Consider the following 16535-nt stretch of genomic DNA (forward strand, 5'->3'; position numbering starts at 1 on the left):
CGGTCAGCCCGCGGGGAACTCGACGCGGTCCGTGCACTGTCCGGTCGCCGGCTGGAGCCCGGACTGGATGCTCGCCGAGATCTTGTCGACGATCGCCTGGAAGTCGATCTGTTCGCCACGGCGGATCGTCACTTCCACCGCGGGGTCGCGACCGAAGGTGACGAGGCGCTGACGGTCCTCTTCCTGGTCGAGCACGAGCCAGTCGACGCCGCCGAGGGTCGTGCACACCAGGGCCGACGGCGCAGGGGGTTCGACACCGCACCGCAGCACGACTGTGGGGTCGCCCCAGGCACCGGTCGCCTGCGCGTCGGTGAAGACACGATCGAGTCCGCCGACGGACTCCGGCAGCAGCACCGAGACGTTCGCACACGCCGGATTGTTCGCATCGGCTGCAGGCTCGAGGTGCACGGTGGTCGAGCAGCCGGCGAGCACCGCGGTGAGGGTCACTGCCCCGGCGAGGACAGCGAGGCGACGGGAACGGGGCATGCTTCCAGGCTACCTTTGACAGCATGCCCTCCCGACACGAAGCCGACGATCCGCGCCTGGGAGATCTCTCCGAAGGGCGCATCCTGCAGGCGATCCTGACACGGACGCCGACGGGGGCCCACACGCTCATCGGGCCGGGAGACGATGCGGCGGTGATCGCCACGCCGTCGGGTTCCGTGGTCGCGACGACGGACACGCTCGTGCACGGCCCGGACTTCCGGCTCGCATGGTCGAGCGGGTACGACCTCGGCTGGAAGGCCGCAGCGGTGAACCTCGCGGATGTCGCGGCGATGGGGGCGCGCCCGACCGCGCTGCTGGTCGCTCTCGCGGTGCCGCGCGACCTGCGGCTCTCTTTCGTGGAGCGGCTCGCCGACGGCTTCCGCGATGCGTGTGCCGCGCTCGCCCCCGGCTGCGCCGTGGTCGGCGGCGACCTGACGGTGTCGGATGTGCTGACCGTGGCGGTGACGGCGCTGGGCGACCTCGAGGGACGCACTGCCGTGACCAGGAGCGGTGCGCGCCCCGGAGATGTCGTCGCGGTCGCCGGTGAACTCGGTCATGCCGCACGTGGACTCGCGGTGCTGTTCGGTCGATTCCGAGACGGCGACGTGCCGGTGGCTGTCGATGCCGCGAAGCTCGCCGCCGGAGAGCGCGTGGCGGTGACGGCGCAACTGCGGCCCGCGCCCCCGATCGGCCTCGGCGCAGTCGCCGCGACGGCGGGGGCGACGGCGATGATGGACGTGTCCGACGGACTCGCCCTCGATGCGCGACGGATGGCCGCGGCTTCCGGCGTCACGATCGCACTGGAACGAGATCTTCTCGGGGACGATCCTGAGCGCGCGATCGCCGGAGGGGAGGATCACGCCCTGCTCGCCGCATTCCCCGAGGGTGTGCTCCCGCCCGGGTTCCGCGTCATCGGCGCCGTTCGTGCTGCCGGACCGGAAGATCTGCTCTGCGATGACCTTCCCGTCGACCTCAGTGGGTGGGACCCCTATCGGGACTGGGACTCGGTCGCAGGCTGATCGACCGGCTCGTCGTCCTCGTCGGCAGCGGGCTCGGCCCACCAGATGGTGGTGTCGCCGTAGGTCTTCTCCCGGAACTGCGCCAGGTTCGCCGCGCCGAAGTCCGGGGGCGTCGAGCGGCGCGCCCGTTCCACGACGACAACGGCATCCGACGACAGGAGTGGAGCGAGGGCGACGAGATCGGCGGTCATGGCGACGTCATCGAGGTCGTACGGCGGATCGGTGAAGACGAGGTCGAAGGGTCCCGTCGCGCGCTGCAGGAACGCATGCACCGTGCTCTCGTGCACACGACCGAGCGGGAGACTGCCGGCCTTCGCGACCACGCCGGCGTTTCGTCGGACGATGGCGGCGGCCGGGCGTCCGCGCTCCACGAACTCGGCACTCGCGGCTCCGCGGCTGAGCGACTCCAAGCCCAGGGCTCCCGATCCGGCGTAGAGATCGAGGACCCGCGCCCCGGCGATCGCGCTCAGTGATTCCAGCGCGCCGAACAACGACTCGCGCACCCGATCGCTCGTGGGCCGTGTGCCCGAGCCCGGCACCTCGAGTCGGGCCCCTCTGGCGCTGCCTGCGATGATCCTCGTCACCCGTTCACGATACGACAGGCGGGATGTCTGCCGTGTCCGTCGCGTTCCCTAGACTCGGAACATGTCGCTCACGCTCGATTCCTCGTTGGAGGATGCGCTCGGTGCGGCGTCTGCCAAGACGCTCGGTCGCGCCTTCGGCATGAAGAGCGTCGGTGACCTTCTCGCGCACTATCCTCGGCGCTACGCCGATCCGGGCGAGCTGACTCCGATCCGCGACCTCCCCCTCGGCGAGACGGTGACCATCGTCGCGGAGGTGCTGTCGTCCAGCTTCCGTCGCATGCGCAATCGTCCGGGAGCCATGGTCGATGTCGTGATCGGTGACGGCATCGGACGCATGTCGTTGACGTTCTTCGCGAAGAACGTCGGTGCTGCCGAGTGGCGATCGAAGGATCTGGCGGTGGGTCGAAGGGGCGTGTTCTCGGGAAAGGTCGGCGAGTTCAACGGTGTGACGCAGTTCGCGCACCCCGAATACGAGCTGTTCGACGACGAGGACTCGGCCCGACGCAGTGCGGATGCGCGGGCCGCCGTCCCGATCCCGATCTACCCGGCTACCTCGGCGATCCAGACCTGGCAGATCGCTCGACTCATCGGACGCGTGCTGGATGATCTCTCCGACGCGCCGGACCCGTTGACGGCGGAGATCCGGGAACGAGAAGAGCTGCTCACCGCCCGCGAGGCCCTGGAGCTTGTGCACCGTCCCCGTACTCGCAACGACATCGATCCCGCCGTGCGAACCCTGCGCATGCACGAGGCGCTCACCTTGCAGACCGCGCTGCTCCAGCAGCGCGATGCGATCCGTGCCCTCTCCGCCACCTCACGGCCTGCGAGTGCCGGCGGACTGCTCGAACGCTTCGACGCGAGCCTCCCGTACACGCTCACGCCCGATCAGGAGACGGTGGGACACCAGATCGCCGAGGATCTCGTGGGTGCCTGGCCGATGAACCGGCTCGTCCAGGGAGAGGTCGGTTCGGGTAAGACCCTCGTGGCTCTCCGCGCGATGCTGCAGGTCGCCGAGAGCGGCGGGCAGGCGGCGCTGATCGCTCCGACAGAGGTGCTGGCGGGTCAGCACCTGCGTTCCATCGCGAAGATGCTGGGGCCCGATCTCGCGCCCCAGCTGATGCCGACGCTGTTGACCGGTCAGATGCCGGCGGCGGAGCGTCGCAAGGCTGCTCTGCGGGTTGCTTCCGGTCAGGCGCTGATCGTCGTCGGAACACACGCGCTGCTGGGGGAGAAGACCACGTTCGCCGACCTCGGCCTGGTCGTGGTCGACGAGCAGCACCGGTTCGGTGTCGAGCAGCGCGAGGCTCTGCGGGCGAAGGGGTCGAGCCCGCATGCCCTCGTGCTGACCGCGACGCCGATTCCGCGGACGGTCGCGATGACGGTCTTCGGCGACCTCGACACCTCGGTCATCCGCACCATGCCGGCCGGCCGCGCGGGTATCGAGTCGTTCGTGGCGCCGCTCGCTGAGCACCCGGGGTGGTTCAACCGTGTCTGGGAGCGCGCTGCGGAGGAGATCGCTCAGGGACGACAGGTCTTCGCCGTCTGTGCAGCGATCGACACCACCAAGAAGACGACGGAGGCGGGGGAGCAGCCGTCGCTCGCTCCGGAAGGGGCCTCCGGGCCGCGATGGGGCGTCGTACAGCTCGACGAAGCCCTCGCCACCCATCCCACTCTGGGCGGATTGCGCCGCGCCGTTCTGCACGGTCGTATGCCGTCGGACGAGAAGGACGCGGTGATGCAGTCGTTCGCCCGGGGAGACATCGATCTGCTGCTCGCCACCACGGTGATCGAGGTCGGCGTCGACGTGCCCAACGCCTCCACGATGATCGTTCTCGATGCCGATCGTTTCGGCGTCTCGCAGCTGCACCAGCTTCGAGGGCGCGTCGGTCGAGGGGGTGTTCCCGGGCTCTGCCTGCTCGTCACCGAGGCCGAGGCCGGGTCGCTCGCCCGTGACCGCGTCGACGCGGTCGCCGCCACGCTGGACGGGTTCGCCCTGGCGGAGGTCGATCTGGAGCTGCGCGGGGAGGGCGATGTGCTCGGCGCCGCACAGGCGGGTGTGCGCTCTTCTCTGAAACTCCTCCGCGTCGTCAAGGATGCCGGCCTCATCACGCGTGCGCGCGAGGTGGCGGAGGGCATCCTCTCCGTCGATCCGGATCTGGCCGACCACCCGGGCCTGCGCGAGGCGATCGGACGACGTGTGAGCGACGAGGATCGAGCGGCGCTGGCGAAGAACTGAACCGGAACCGGCGTGCCCTAGGCTGGAAACATGAGCAGCCGGATCGCCGTCGTCCCGGGTTCCTTCGATCCGCCGACCCTGGGTCACCTCGATGTGATCCGGCGTGCGGCCGCCCTTTACGACGAACTGCATGTGCTCGTCGTGCACAACCCGGGCAAAGAGGCGATGCTGCCGATCGCGCAGCGGCTCTCCCTGCTGGAGAAGTCGATCGCGGATGACGGCATGCAGGGCAACATCGTGATCGGTTCGTGGAGCATGGGCCTCCTCGTCGACTACGCCCGCGATGTCGATGCCGGGGTGCTGGTGAAGGGTATCCGCTCGCAGATCGATGTCGCGTACGAGTCCCCGATGGCGATCGTCAACAGGCACCTCGCCGGTATCGAGACGGTGTTCCTTCTGCCCGACCCGTCGCACGCGATGGTGTCGAGTTCGCTCGTTCGCCAGGTGGCTTCCCTCGGCGGCGACGTGACCCCGTTCGTTCCCGCAGCGGTGGCAGATTTCCTCGACACCGGTTCCCGCGGTATCTGAGTCCCTTCCCTGAGCGCGCGGTCAGGGCGACCGCTCGCGTCGGCCGGTAGCATGGAACGGTGCGCTCTCGAATGAACGGCCCTTTTGTCCTCCCCGTCCGCGACATCGTCCGGCGCCCGGGAGAGATGCGCGAACACGAGTTCACCGTCGCTCTCTCCGAAGCCTGGGGTGAGGGGATCGTGTCCTACGAGGCGGGATCCGAACTCGATCTCGACGTCCGGCTGGAGTCCGTCCACGAGGGCATCCTCGTGTCGGGAACCGCTGACGCCGAGTACGTCGGTGTGTGCGGAAGATGCCTCATCGACATCACTCGGCCCGTCGAAGTCGAGTTCCAGGAGCTTTTCGCGTATCCTGGTGAGGAAGAAACTGACTTCGAGGTTCAAGACGACCACGTGGATCTTGAAACTCTCGTCAGGGATGCGGCCGTACTGGCACTTCCTTTTCAGCCGGTGTGTCAGCCGGATTGCCCGGGTCTCGACCCGAAAACGGGTGAACGACTGACCGTGAGCACCGGAACGGAGCAGGCCGCTCCCATCGATCCTCGGTGGAGTGCGCTCCAGAACATCACAGACCAAGACGGCACGGAAGAATCTCGTGCCGCCGAGAAAGAAGAGAGCTAGTCATGGCTGGTAACCCCCCGAAGCGCAAGGTATCCCGTTCGAACACCCGCTCGCGCCGCGCGCAGTGGAAGGCGGCGCCCGTCGCCCTCGTCAAGACGATCGAGAACGGCCAGGTCGTCTACAGCCGTCCCCACCAGGCGAAGGTCGTCACCGACTCACAGGGCACGGAGCTCTTCCTGGAGTACAAGGGCCGCAAGGTCGCTGACGTCTGAGTCGCGTACCGTGACGGAGGTCCCCGGGGGGACGAGGCCTCTCCCAGATAAGCTCCGCGTCGATATCGACGCGGAGCTTCTGGAGTTGGCCCTGACCCACCGCTCCTACGCGTACGAACACGGCGGCATCCCGCACAACGAGCGACTGGAGTTCCTCGGAGACTCCGTCCTCGGGCAGGCGGTGACCGTCATGCTCTTCACCACGCACCCCGACCTCGATGAGGGCGAGCTGGCGAAGCGGCGTGCGAGCGTCGTGTCGACGGTCGCTCTCGCCGAGGTCGCTCGAGGGATCGACCTCGGCAGTCATCTGCTGCTCGGTCGCGGCGAAGAGCAGACGGGTGGCCGAGACAAGGACTCGATCCTCGCCGACACGATGGAAGCCGTCATCGGAGCCACCTACCTTTCCGCAGGTCCCGAGGCCGCCACGGAACTCGTGTTGCGTCTGACGAAACCGCTGCTGGCCGACCCGGAACGCTACGGCGCGGCGATGGACCCGAAGACCAGCCTGCAGGAACTCGCGGCCCGCGTCGGTGCGACGCCTCCGCAGTACTCGGTGGAGGCGAGCGGTCCGGATCACGACCGTCGTTTCGTGGCGACCGTCATCGTCGGCGACGTGAGCATGACCGGTGCCGGCAGCAGCAAGAAGACAGCCGAGATGGCCGCGGCTCTCAGTGCCTGGCGCACCCTCAGCGAGCGTGCCTGAGCTTCCCGAGGTCGAGGTGGTCCGGGCGGGCCTCGCCCCGGCCGCGGTCGGATCTCTGATCACCGCGGTGAGCGTGTTCGACGAGCGAGCGCTCACGCGGCACGTCGCCGGCGCCGCCGATTTCGTCGCTCGTCTCGAGGGGCGGACCTTCACCGCAGCCTCTCGCCGGGGGAAGTTCCTCTGGCTTCCGCTCGACGATGAGGATTCCGCGCTCATCGCGCACCTCGGGATGAGCGGACAGATGCTGTTGCGCGCACCGGACGCCGGTGCCGAGCGGCATGAGCGGGTGCGCATCGGCGTCGAGCATCCCGTCCACGGCGAACTCGCGATCGTTTTCGCCGACCAGCGCACCTTCGGGTCACTCGCGGTCGATGCCCTGGTGGATGACGACGGTTCTTCGATTCCGACGCAGGTCGCGCACATCGCCCGCGATCCGCTGGATCCGGCTTTCGACGACCGGGCGTTCCGTGCCGCTCTGGCACGGCGGGGGAGCGCGATCAAGCGCGTACTCCTCGACCAGGGCGTCGTGAGTGGGATCGGCAACATCTATGCCGATGAGTCGCTGTGGGCGGCGCGCATCCACCCGGAGACACCATCCGACCGACTCTCCACACAGGCGGTGCGCCGACTGCTGAACGAGGTGCGGCTCGTGCTGGCGAAGGCGCTCGCGGAGGGCGGCACCAGCTTCGATGCGCAGTACGTGAATGTGAACGGCCAGGCCGGGTACTTCGCGCACTCGCTCAATGCCTACGGGCAGCAGGGAAAGCCCTGCCCGCGATGTGGCACACCGATCATCCGGGAGAGCTTCATGAATCGCGGTTCGCACTTCTGCCCGCGGTGTCAGCGGCTCCCGAAGTAGGTCGCGAGCTCGGGCCGGGAGCCTGAACGCTGTGTGCGTCAGGCTCCCGGCCCGTCGGCCGCCGCGGGCGCGGAGTGGCGGTCACGCCGTCTGGAAGGAACGCTGGAGCAGCGGGCGGGTGGCCCATGTGGTCGCCCACACCACACCGATCCCGACGGTGACCACGAGCGCGATGGTCATCAGAGAGACCGGAGCCGTGATCAGCGCGATGCCGACCAGCGGGAACACCAGGAGCGCAGCCACCAGCGCCGACCCGATCGCCGTCACCAGCAGAGGCGACATGATCGCGCGTCGGCGTGCCCGGTCCACGGTGTCGAGCGGCATTCCGAGGTGGTGCAGGCTGCGGTGCAGCTCGCTCTGGTCGAGAACGTCCGAGGCCTGATTGACGCCGACGGACGCCGCGACCATCAGGAAGGAGCCGATGAGCGTGATGATGAGTCCCGTGCGGATGTCGTCGGCGAGCGCGATGTCGGCAGCGGCGGCGTCGGAATCGCTCATCATGCTCATCAGCGCCACTCCGGTGCCGGCGAAGACGGCCATGAAGCTCGCCATGGCGATTCCACCCACCTGGCGCCAGGCTGCCTTGGGCGAGTCCAGCACGATGCGTGCGGCCAGCAGCCGCTCGGGTCGCTCGGCGCGACGCAACTGACGCGATGCCGCGACCTTGAGCACCCACGGTCCCACGAGATTCAACACACCGAGTGCGGCACCGAACAGTCCCGCGAGGACGACGATCGTCATCACGACTCCACCCACCGAGGGGAACACCTTGATGAGTGCGAACGCGATGGCGATCGCTCCGGCTGCCAGTACTGCTCGAATCCAGTGCACCTTCGGCACATCGGTGCGCGTACGGACGCCCAGCGGCGAGATGACGACGCGACGAAGTCCGATGACGGCGCTGGTGGCTGCGAGCGCGAGCACGGCGACCACGACGATGACGGTCTGCATCGGAGGCAGGACCACGGCCGCGAACCCGAGCGGCTCCCCGCGGAACGGGATGAGCCCGATGAGCGGACTGATAGCGACATGCGCGATGACGCCGGCGAGGGCGCCGACCGCCGCGACGAGGACGGACTCCGTGACCGTCGCGATCGTCACCCCGCCGGGTGACACACCGAGCAGGCGGAGGGTGGAGAGCCGTTCATCGCGTCGACGCGCGGAGAGACGAGCCGCTGCCCCGCCGAGGGACATCAGCGGCACGACCAGGAGAACGAGAGCGATCGCTGCAAGCGCCTGGTACAAGGGTGCGAACTCATCGGTCCATCCCCAGAAGGACTGTGCGCCCCCGATGACCGTGAGCACCAATGTGGTCACGACCCCGAACGCGACGACGGGCAACGCGAGGACGCTGCCCTGTCCGGGCGCCGGACGCAGGAGGAGCGCCAGCACGTTGCGATTCATGCGGCCACCGCCGAGGAGATGATACGTCCGTCGCGCACGGCGATCGTACGGGAGCAGCGGGCGGCCACCTCCGGGTCGTGTGTGACCACGACGAGTGTCCGCCCCTGCCCGGTCGTCGACCACAGCAGGGCGTCCATCACCTCGGAGGAGGTGGTCGAATCGAGCGCACCGGTCGGTTCGTCGGCGAAGACGAGCTCTGCGCCGGTGGCCTGTGCTCGGGCGATCGCGACGCGTTGTGCCTGACCGCCGGAGAGCTCGCCGATGCGGCGTTCCTCCATACCGGCGAGTCCGAGGGCCGCGAGCCAGGATGCTGCGTGCTGTACGGCATCCTGACGACGGACGCCGTTGATCATGGATGCGAGAGCCACGTTCTCGACGGCGGTCAGCTCGGGAATGAGAAGCCCCTGCTGGAAGACGAAGCCGAACCTCTCGCGACGCAGACGCGACCGCGTGGACTCGCCGAGTGCGGTGACCTCGATCGGGGCGCCCTCGGCGGGGCGGAACAGTACGCTGCCGGAATCGGGGGCGGTGATCCCGGCCAGCACGTGGAGGAGCGTGGTCTTTCCCGATCCGGAGGCGCCCATGATCGCGACGGCCTCGCCACGATGGATCGCGAGGTCGACACCGGCGAGAGCGCGGGTCGTCCCGAAGTTCTTGATGAGGGCGTGGGCTTCGATCACGGGGATGTTCATGGTTCCAGCCTCGCCGAGCGATCCTGCGCCGTCGTCGCCCCGGCGGATGACCGCGCGGGCCCGACGTCATCCCGAAGAATGAGATCGGGTCCGCGCGTACCTCAGATCTTCTTCTGCCACGCGCCCGCGTACGACACGGGCACGAAGCCGATCGCCTCGTTGATGCTCAGCATCGGTCGGTTCTCCTCGGCGTTGAAGGTGGAGACGACGGTCGAGAGAGGCATGAGCTCGCGCCATCGGAGCAGGTTCGCGCACTTCACGATCGTGCCGAGGCGGTGCCCTCGGTGCTCCTTGCTGACCAACGTTCCGAACTGATGGGTGACACCGGTGCGATCCGCGGCGATGAGCAACTCGTTGTAGGCGACGAGCTGGCCGCTCGGTACATGTTGCACGGCGGCCACGGACACCGTCTGACCCGCACCGAGAAGTCGCGCTTCGCGGCGGATGACGCGGTCGGCGTCCCAGTGTTCCTCGGCGAAGTCCATGTCGCCGCTCGGGGCATCCGTGGAAAGACGTGCGAGCACGGCGGCGAAGCCGTCCCGCCACTCCGGAGGCGTCGGCATGTTCCACTCGACGATGCGGTAGTCCGGCCCGGCGAACGCGCTCGCGTCCGCCAGAGCATCGCGGAGCGGGCCGACGTCGCTGTGCAGGTCATACTCACTGTTGCGCTCGACCTGTTCCAGCGAGTAACCGTGGTCCTCGGCGAGCTCGGAGAGCGGGGTGGCGGGGATGCGTCCCCATCCCGTTCGAGGCACGAGCATCCGGTCGGCTTCCACGGGACGGTGGAGACTCCAGATCTGCAGGACGGTTCGCCCGTGAGCGCGTGCTTCTTCCTCGGCGCGGTCGAGCAGAGCGGCCTCGACGCCGAGCCCCCAGTGCGCTTGCGGAACCAACAGGTCGATCTCGGCCGCATGAGCTTCGGCCTCCTGAGCGAGTGCGACCGTCACCATGCCGACGATCTCGTCATCGATCCGTGCCACGAACCCACGGTCGAGCGCGTCGCTGTCGTCCTGCCAGTTCGGCAGCATCTGCGCGGCGTCCGGGGCGAGATCGGGGAGTCCCACCTGCTCGTCGCACACGAGTCGGTTGAGGTCTCCGTACGCGCGGAACTCCGCGGCGTCGTCGGCATCCAGGGATACCGGCACGATCAGCGGTGTAATGGTCGGTTCGGTGGTCTTCATGTCAGTTTCTTTCGTGCAGGTGCTCAGGGTGATGATCGAGGCCGGGTGTCTACGGGATTCGACGTTCGCGCCACGAGGAGACGGAACCTCTGTGCGCGCCCGCCCGCGGACAACACGGGCGGGCGCACGCAGAGGGGGACGGTGCTGCGGAGGGCGACCGCCGGATCGCGGCGTCAACGCATTCCGCGCTGCATGTCATACGTCAGCAGTGCGTAAGATTCCGCTGCCGAACGATGACGCTGCTCACCGAGCAGGAACATGTCTGCCGGATCGATGCGCAGGCCGCGACGCGGACGTCGGGGGCGCTGCGCCCTCTGGAAGAGCCAGAGGCCGATCCGGAGCGAGAGACGATCGGCGAGCGACAAGCGGCGCAGTTCGTCGGGGCGGGGGACCTGGAGGACCTCGCGGTCCTCGGTATCGGGCGGGTGGATGTCGCTGCGATGCAACGTGGTGTTCACGATGGTTCCTTCGAAAGGGATGGTGGTGATGGATGCGGAAGCACCGCACGCCGACAGCGGAGCGGTCGGGAACGATGCGGAGGAAGCGTGGGTCGGCGGATGCCACGGAGCGTGGACGCCATACGCGGAGAGGAAGTCGTGATCTGCGGTGCAGATCAGCAGACGGGGCGCGGAAGAGCCGGCCGGAGAGGGCCCACTACGGGCCCGAAATCTCGGGGTGCGGTTCTACGAGAGAGCGCTGATGCGGACGCCGGCGGTTACCGAGAACGCGAAGCGCGGCGCAAAATGCGCGGGCGCGGCGAGGCCAGTGGCCTGTGCGTTGAGCTGAGTCGTAATCATCGGTAACCTCCTTTCGTCTGGCGATCCGGAGGACACGGTAGCGAATCCGCGCGGCGGACGTCAAGCACCTGCGGTTCTCCTCGGCGTGTCGCGCGGTTCCCGAGTTCTCCCACCGTCCGCGCGGGATGAGGCTCCAGGCCCGGAATTCCGGTAGCGTAGCCGCGTGATTCTCCCCGGACGAGCGGTGCCCCCATGCATCTGAAGAGCCTGACGCTCAAAGGGTTCAAGTCGTTCGCGCAGCCGACCAGCTTCGTGTTCGAACCCGGCGTCACCTGCATCGTCGGACCGAACGGCTCGGGCAAGTCGAACGTCGTGGACGCGCTGGCCTGGGTGATGGGTGAGCAGGGTGCGAAGACACTGCGCGGCGGCAAGATGGAAGACGTCATCTTCGCGGGTACCTCGACGCGCGGCCCGCTCGGTCGTGCTGAGGTGCAGCTCACGATCGACAATGCCGACGGCGCCCTGCCGATCGAGTACGCGGAAGTGACGATCAGCCGCACGCTGTTCCGCAACGGCTCCAGCGAGTACGCGATCAACGGCGAGGGATGCCGACTCCTCGACGTGCAGGAGCTGCTGAGCGATTCCGGACTGGGCCGGGAGATGCACGTCATCGTCGGTCAGGGTCGCCTCGACACGGTTCTGCAGGCGTCGCCCGAGGATCGTCGAGGGTTCATCGAGGAAGCCGCGGGAATCCTCAAGCACCGCCGCCGCAAGGAGAAGACCCTCCGCAAACTCGACGCGATGGAGACCAACCTCACTCGGTTGAGCGATCTCGCCGGAGAGATCCGCCGGCAGCTCAAGCCGTTGGGGCGTCAGGCAGAGATCGCCCGCGAGGCGCAGACGATCGCCGCCGTCGTGCGCGACGCGAAAGCCCGTATCTTCGCCGATGACGTGGTCGCACTGCGCGCCGCGCTCGCGGACCACACACGCACCGAACAGGAGCGTCACACCGAGCGTCTGGTGCTCTCGGATCAAGCCGAGACGGTGCGCGCGAACATCGCGCGGCTCGAACAGGATCAGAACTCGGTCGCGGTCGATCAGGCGCGCAGCGTGGCGTTCGGGCTCGAGCAGGTTCAGGAGCGGATGCGCGGGCTCTACACCCTGGCGAATCAGCGTCTCGCTCTCCTCGGCACCGACGATGACGACGCCGCGGTCACTGCCGTCACCGTGACACAGGCCACGATCGACGAGGCGAAGGACGAGATCGACGCGATCTCCGCCGGGCTCGGGGATGCTCAGGACGCCGCGGCGGCTGCCAGCCGTGAGGTGGTGCACGCCCGAGCGGAACTCGACGCGCTCGACGTCGACATCGCCGAGCAGAGCGCCCTGGTCTCCGAGTACGACATGCGCCTCTCCACCTTGCGCGGGACCGCAGATGCCGCATCCTCAGCCCTCGCCGCAGTGCGTGGCGCCGTGCTCCGCCAGGAGAACGCGCTCGAGGCCGCGAACGCACGCAGGCGCGAAGCCGCCGACGCACTCGACGCGATCGACGACGCGGAAGCTCCTGAGGGCACGGCCGTCGAACATGCCGCCGCGTACGACAGTGCGCAACGGGCAGCGACCGCCGCGGAAGCGGAGCGTGAGACCCTGCGCGAACGTCTGCACGCCGCAGAGCGCGAGGTCGATGCGCTCACGGCCAAGGCTTCGGCGCTGAGCAGTGCTCTGGCGTTGTCCGGTGGGGCGGCGGAGATCGTCGAAGCGGGTGGAAAGGGTGTGCGGGGACTCGTCGGAGACGCTGTGCAGGTCCGAGCGGGTTTCGAGGCGGCCATCGCCGCGGTCCTCGGTCCGCTCGCGGAGGGCGTGTTGATCGACTCCGTGGACGACGCCTTCGCGTCGGCGAAGGAAGCGGCGGAGCAACGCAGGGGAGTGGTGGACTTCGTCATCGCGAATGCGGTCCGTGGCGACGTCGTGACTCCGACGATCGCCGGAGTCACGCCCGCCGTCGATACCGTGACAGCGCCCGACGGCATCCTCGGCGTGCTCTCGCATGTCCTGATCGCGGACGACCTGGATTCGGCGCGATCGGCGCGGACAGCGCTCGATGTCGCGGGTGACACGGCGACGACGATCGTCACGGTGGCCGGTGACGTCCTCACCGCGCATACCCTGCGCACCGGTTCCGGCGGAGAGCGATCCCGTCTGGAACTCGCCGCCGAGCGGGATGCCGCTGCCGAACGTCTCGCGGAGATTCAGATCGTGGTCGACTCGCTTCGTGAGGCCCGCCGCGACGCCGAGGACGCCGTCGAGACGACCAGGCGTCACGCGAAGGACGCCCTGCGCGCACTCCGTGAACACGATGCTGCTCTCGCCACGCACGCCGAGCAGCTCAACCGGGTCACGGTGCGCCATGAGTCCGCCGTCGCCGAGTGCGAACGCCTCGAGACCGGGTTGGCACAGGCGCAATCCGCCGTCGCCGAGGCCGAGGCGAAGTCCGAAGCAGCGAGGACGGCGCTGGACGATGCCATCGCGACGCCGAGGCCGGTGCTCGACGCTTCCGCGCGCGACAGCCTGCTCGAGGCGCTCGAGGTCGCTCGCGAGGGCGAGGTGCGGGCGCGGCTCGAGATCGAGACGCTGCGTGAGCGTGTGCGTGCAGCGCAGTCCAGGGTGGTGTCTCTGGAGCGCCAGCGTGAGCATGAACGCGATGCCGCGGCCGAGGCGGCACGGCGAGCAGTCATCCGTCGCGCGCAGCGCGAGGCGGCCTCGGGGGTGGTCGAGGAACTGCCGCGCATCCTCGACTCGCTGGATCGATCGGTGACGGAGGCACGTCTCGCCCTGGGCGAGGCCGAGACCGCGCGCTCGGCGCAAAATCAGGAACTGGTCGGCCTGCGCGCGCAGGAGAGTTCCCTGCGAGAGCGCCTCGCCGGGCTCACCGAGAGCGTGCACGGACTCGAGCTGCAGATCCACGAGAAGAAGCTGCATCTGAACAGCCTGCTCGAGCGCGTCTCCTCCGAGCTCGCTCTCGATGAAGATATTCTCATTGCGGAATATGGCCCTGATCAGCTTGTTCCACGGGATCCCGGTGCTGAACCCGCCGAAGGGGGGCACGACGACACGGCGATACCCTTCGACCGCCGGATTCAACAGCGACGACTCGCGGAGGCGGAGCGCAAGCTCGCACAGCTCGGCCGCGTCAACCCGCTGGCGCTCGAGGAGTTCGCCGCGCTGGAGCAGCGGCACGCCTTCCTCACCGAGCAGCTGGCAGACCTGACCCAGACGCGCCAGGACCTCCTGACGATCATCACCGATCTCGATGACCGGATGCAGACGATCTTCGCGAGTGCTTTCGAGGACACCAAGGAGGCATTCGGTCAGGTGTTCCCTCTGCTGTTCCCCGGTGGAACCGGCAGTATCTCCCTGACGGATCCCGACAACATGCTGACGACAGGCATCGAAGTGTCCGTCCGCCCTGTGGGGAAGAAGATCGAGCGTCTGTCACTGCTCTCGGGCGGCGAACGATCCCTGGCGGCCGTGGCGCTGCTCGTCGCGATCTTCAAGGCGCGCCCGAGTCCGTTCTACATCCTGGACGAGGTCGAGGCGGCGCTCGACGATGCGAACCTGGGGCGATTGCTGACGGTGTTCGAACAACTGAGGGAGAGTTCCCAGCTGCTGGTGATCACGCACCAGAAGCGCACGATGGAGATCGCCGATGCCCTCTACGGCGTCTCGATGCGGCAGGACGGCGTATCCGCTGTCGTGGGTCAGCGTGTCGGCGACCGGGCAGCGGCGGTATAGGGGCGCGCACGGGCTTGCGCGCGGAGCATCCACCCGCGCAACCCGTAGGCTGGAGTGATGGCGGAGAAGTCCTGGTCTCTTGGTCGCGCACTGCGCGGCATGTTCGTCAAGCCCACCATCGATGAGACGACCTGGGAGGACCTGGAGACCGCTCTCCTGACGGCCGACTTCGGCCCGGACATCAGCGAGCGCGTCGTGGATGAGCTGCGTGCGAAGGTCGACCGGTACCGCACCACCGACCCCAAGGATCTCCAGCGGATGCTGCGGGAGACGTTGGAGGAGCACTTCGCGAAGTTCGACACGACGCTGAAGCTCACCGAGCGTCCAGCTGTCGTCCTCGTCGTGGGCGTCAACGGCGTCGGGAAGACGACGACCATCGGCAAGTTCACGAAGTTCCTCCGTGGCTATCAGCGCAGTGTCGTGGTCGGCGCGGCCGACACCTTCCGCGCGGCCGCGGTCGACCAGCTCGCCACCTGGGCGCAGCGCGGTGGAGCCGCGATCGTGCGGCCTCAGCAGGAAGGTCAGGATCCGGCATCCGTCGCGTTCCAGACGGTCGAGTATGCCAAGCGCGAGGGCATCGAGATCGCCATCATCGACACGGCCGGGCGTCTGCACACCAAGGGCGGCCTCATGGACGAGCTCTCGAAGGTCCGGCGCGTGATCGAGAAGCAGGCGCCGATCAGCGAGGTGCTGCTCGTGCTGGACGCCACCACGGGCCAGAACGGTGTCATGCAGGCCGAGGCCTTCCTCGAGCACGCCGGCGTCACCGGACTCGTCCTCACCAAGCTCGACGGGTCGGCCAAGGGCGGGTTCGTGCTGGCGGTGCAGGAGCGCACCGGTATCCCGGTGAAGCTGCTCGGACAGGGCGAGGGGATCGACGATCTGACCGGTTTCACCCCCCATGTGTTCGTCCAGTCGTTGGTCGGTTGATGACGGGACTACCGCAGTGAGCACGAGGCTGGTTTCATAGCGTTATGGCGATCGAACACGACTACTTCGGACTCCTGTCCTCAGGCCCGGACGGCTCGATCTTCTGGTCGGAGACCGTGGAGCTCGGCGACCAGAGTGTCACCGTCGATCTGACCGCTCCGGATCAGGACGACGTTTCCGCGGATGCGCTCGACATCGCCGCCTCGCTCATCGCAGGCCTCGAGAGCGTCGACGACACCGCCCGGCGTGGCATGCTCGCCGAAGTCGATGACCGCACGAGCGAGGTGACCGAGTACATCCTCCAGCAGCAGGAGACGTACGGCGACGATCTGCCGGATGTCCTCGTCGATGTCTCGGGCGACGCCGCCGTCGACATCATCCGATCGCTCCGGTTGATGAGCATGACGATCCTCGCCGATGAGCACGGAGGCTCCGAACCGTTCGCGGTGCTCGAGTATGCGCTCGACGACAGCTCGACGGACGACGTGCTGCTCGTGAATCTCGGCTCGGACGGCAGCGTTCAGTCCGTCATGAGCGCGGACTGATCCGCCG

The 16535-nt window shown here is 68.0% G+C and carries 16 protein-coding genes; 10 read left to right on the forward strand and 6 right to left on the reverse strand.

The genetic code is table 11. The features are described 5' to 3' along the window. Positions 1–3 precede the first annotated feature (3 nt). Positions 4–486 (reverse strand): DUF3515 domain-containing protein, encoded by a 483-nt coding sequence (locus DW307_RS11775; RefSeq protein WP_021200432.1) that lies wholly within the window; start codon positions 484–486, stop codon positions 4–6. A gap of 23 nt (positions 487–509) precedes the next feature. On the opposite strand from DW307_RS11775, the gene thiL reads away from it, so the two are divergent. Then, complete coding sequence (gene thiL, locus DW307_RS11780; RefSeq protein ID WP_029265470.1) at positions 510–1505, forward strand: thiamine-phosphate kinase; 996 nt, start codon at positions 510–512, stop codon at positions 1503–1505. Here the strand turns inward: thiL and rsmD are convergent. Beyond that, positions 1475–2089: a 16S rRNA (guanine(966)-N(2))-methyltransferase RsmD gene (gene rsmD, locus DW307_RS11785; RefSeq protein ID WP_029265469.1), complete on the reverse strand. Its 615-nt coding sequence runs from the start codon at positions 2087–2089 to the stop codon at positions 1475–1477. The genes thiL and rsmD overlap by 31 nt on opposite strands. 61 nt (positions 2090–2150) lie before the next feature. On the opposite strand from rsmD, the gene DW307_RS11790 reads away from it, so the two are divergent. From DW307_RS11790 to mutM, 6 genes are all read left to right on the forward strand, one after another. Next, complete coding sequence (locus tag DW307_RS11790) at positions 2151–4325, forward strand: ATP-dependent DNA helicase RecG (RefSeq protein WP_029265468.1); 2175 nt, start codon at positions 2151–2153, stop codon at positions 4323–4325. Positions 4326–4355: 30 nt separating this feature from the next. Further along, the gene (gene coaD, locus DW307_RS11795; protein WP_021200436.1) at positions 4356–4853 is read left to right on the forward strand and encodes a pantetheine-phosphate adenylyltransferase; all 498 of its coding nucleotides are present in this window, start codon (positions 4356–4358) and stop codon (positions 4851–4853) included. Positions 4854–4924: 71 nt separating this feature from the next. Continuing rightward, positions 4925–5473 carry a YceD family protein gene (locus tag DW307_RS11800; RefSeq protein WP_021200437.1) on the forward strand — a complete coding sequence of 183 codons (549 nt, stop codon included), beginning with the start codon at positions 4925–4927 and terminating at the stop codon, positions 5471–5473. A gap of 2 nt (positions 5474–5475) precedes the next feature. Continuing rightward, the gene (gene rpmF, locus DW307_RS11805) at positions 5476–5685 is read left to right on the forward strand and encodes a 50S ribosomal protein L32 (RefSeq protein WP_017830754.1); all 210 of its coding nucleotides are present in this window, start codon (positions 5476–5478) and stop codon (positions 5683–5685) included. Between the two features lie 10 nt (positions 5686–5695). Continuing rightward, positions 5696–6388, forward strand: coding sequence for a ribonuclease III (gene rnc, locus DW307_RS11810; RefSeq protein WP_029265467.1), 693 nt, complete (start codon positions 5696–5698; stop codon positions 6386–6388). Beyond that, positions 6381–7247 carry a bifunctional DNA-formamidopyrimidine glycosylase/DNA-(apurinic or apyrimidinic site) lyase gene (mutM, locus tag DW307_RS11815; RefSeq protein ID WP_136024829.1) on the forward strand — a complete coding sequence of 289 codons (867 nt, stop codon included), beginning with the start codon at positions 6381–6383 and terminating at the stop codon, positions 7245–7247. The genes rnc and mutM overlap by 8 nt, the downstream gene beginning before the upstream one ends. An 81-nt stretch (positions 7248–7328) precedes the next feature. On the opposite strand, the gene DW307_RS11820 is transcribed toward mutM, so the two are convergent. The 4 genes from DW307_RS11820 to DW307_RS11835 all read right to left on the reverse strand — a co-directional run bounded on the left by DW307_RS11820 (position 7329) and on the right by DW307_RS11835 (position 10982). Beyond that, positions 7329–8651: an FtsX-like permease family protein gene (locus DW307_RS11820; protein ID WP_136024830.1), complete on the reverse strand. Its 1323-nt coding sequence runs from the start codon at positions 8649–8651 to the stop codon at positions 7329–7331. Next, positions 8648–9343 (reverse strand): ABC transporter ATP-binding protein, encoded by a 696-nt coding sequence (locus DW307_RS11825; protein ID WP_029259093.1) that lies wholly within the window; start codon positions 9341–9343, stop codon positions 8648–8650. Before DW307_RS11825 ends, DW307_RS11820 begins: the two co-directional genes overlap by 4 nt. Positions 9344–9444: 101 nt before the next feature. Beyond that, a complete protein-coding gene (locus DW307_RS11830; protein ID WP_136024831.1) occupies positions 9445–10524 on the reverse strand; it encodes a GNAT family N-acetyltransferase in 1080 nt (359 codons plus the stop codon). Positions 10525–10697: 173 nt separating this feature from the next. After that, positions 10698–10982, reverse strand: coding sequence for a hypothetical protein (locus DW307_RS11835; protein WP_136024832.1), 285 nt, complete (start codon positions 10980–10982; stop codon positions 10698–10700). A gap of 531 nt (positions 10983–11513) precedes the next feature. Here DW307_RS11835 and smc point away from each other — a divergent pair. Genes smc through DW307_RS11850 form a run of 3 tightly spaced genes read left to right on the forward strand, consistent with a single transcriptional unit; the run spans position 11514 to position 16528 of the window. Continuing rightward, complete coding sequence (gene smc / locus DW307_RS11840) at positions 11514–15053, forward strand: chromosome segregation protein SMC (protein ID WP_136024833.1); 3540 nt, start codon at positions 11514–11516, stop codon at positions 15051–15053. Positions 15054–15110: 57 nt separating this feature from the next. Then, a complete protein-coding gene (gene ftsY, locus DW307_RS11845) occupies positions 15111–15983 on the forward strand; it encodes a signal recognition particle-docking protein FtsY (protein ID WP_029259096.1) in 873 nt (290 codons plus the stop codon). A 44-nt stretch (positions 15984–16027) separates the two neighbouring features. Further along, positions 16028–16528 carry a DUF2004 domain-containing protein gene (locus tag DW307_RS11850; protein ID WP_017830742.1) on the forward strand — a complete coding sequence of 167 codons (501 nt, stop codon included), beginning with the start codon at positions 16028–16030 and terminating at the stop codon, positions 16526–16528. The last annotated feature ends 7 nt before the right edge of the window (positions 16529–16535 follow it).

The sequence above is a fragment of the Microbacterium sp. K27 genome, assembly GCF_004794435.1.
Lineage (GTDB): Bacteria > Actinomycetota > Actinomycetes > Actinomycetales > Microbacteriaceae > Microbacterium > Microbacterium maritypicum_A.

Bases quoted from the DNA above. Each gene is read 5' to 3' on its own strand.
- DW307_RS11775 (WP_021200432.1), bottom strand. From the start codon at position 486: ATGCCCCGTTCCCGTCGCCTCGCTGTCCTCGCCGGGGCAGTGACCCTC.
- thiL (WP_029265470.1), top strand. From the start codon at position 510: ATGCCCTCCCGACACGAAGCCGACGATCCGCGCCTGGGAGATCTCTCC.
- DW307_RS11790 (WP_029265468.1), top strand. From the start codon at position 2,151: ATGTCGCTCACGCTCGATTCCTCGTTGGAGGATGCGCTCGGTGCGGCG.
- coaD (WP_021200436.1), top strand. From the start codon at position 4,356: ATGAGCAGCCGGATCGCCGTCGTCCCGGGTTCCTTCGATCCGCCGACC.
- DW307_RS11800 (WP_021200437.1), top strand. From the start codon at position 4,925: ATGAACGGCCCTTTTGTCCTCCCCGTCCGCGACATCGTCCGGCGCCCG.
- rpmF (WP_017830754.1), top strand. From the start codon at position 5,476: ATGGCTGGTAACCCCCCGAAGCGCAAGGTATCCCGTTCGAACACCCGC.
- DW307_RS11820 (WP_136024830.1), bottom strand. From the start codon at position 8,651: ATGAATCGCAACGTGCTGGCGCTCCTCCTGCGTCCGGCGCCCGGACAG.
- DW307_RS11825 (WP_029259093.1), bottom strand. From the start codon at position 9,343: ATGAACATCCCCGTGATCGAAGCCCACGCCCTCATCAAGAACTTCGGG.
- DW307_RS11830 (WP_136024831.1), bottom strand. From the start codon at position 10,524: ATGAAGACCACCGAACCGACCATTACACCGCTGATCGTGCCGGTATCC.
- smc (WP_136024833.1), top strand. From the start codon at position 11,514: ATGCATCTGAAGAGCCTGACGCTCAAAGGGTTCAAGTCGTTCGCGCAG.
- ftsY (WP_029259096.1), top strand. From the start codon at position 15,111: ATGGCGGAGAAGTCCTGGTCTCTTGGTCGCGCACTGCGCGGCATGTTC.
- DW307_RS11850 (WP_017830742.1), top strand. From the start codon at position 16,028: ATGGCGATCGAACACGACTACTTCGGACTCCTGTCCTCAGGCCCGGAC.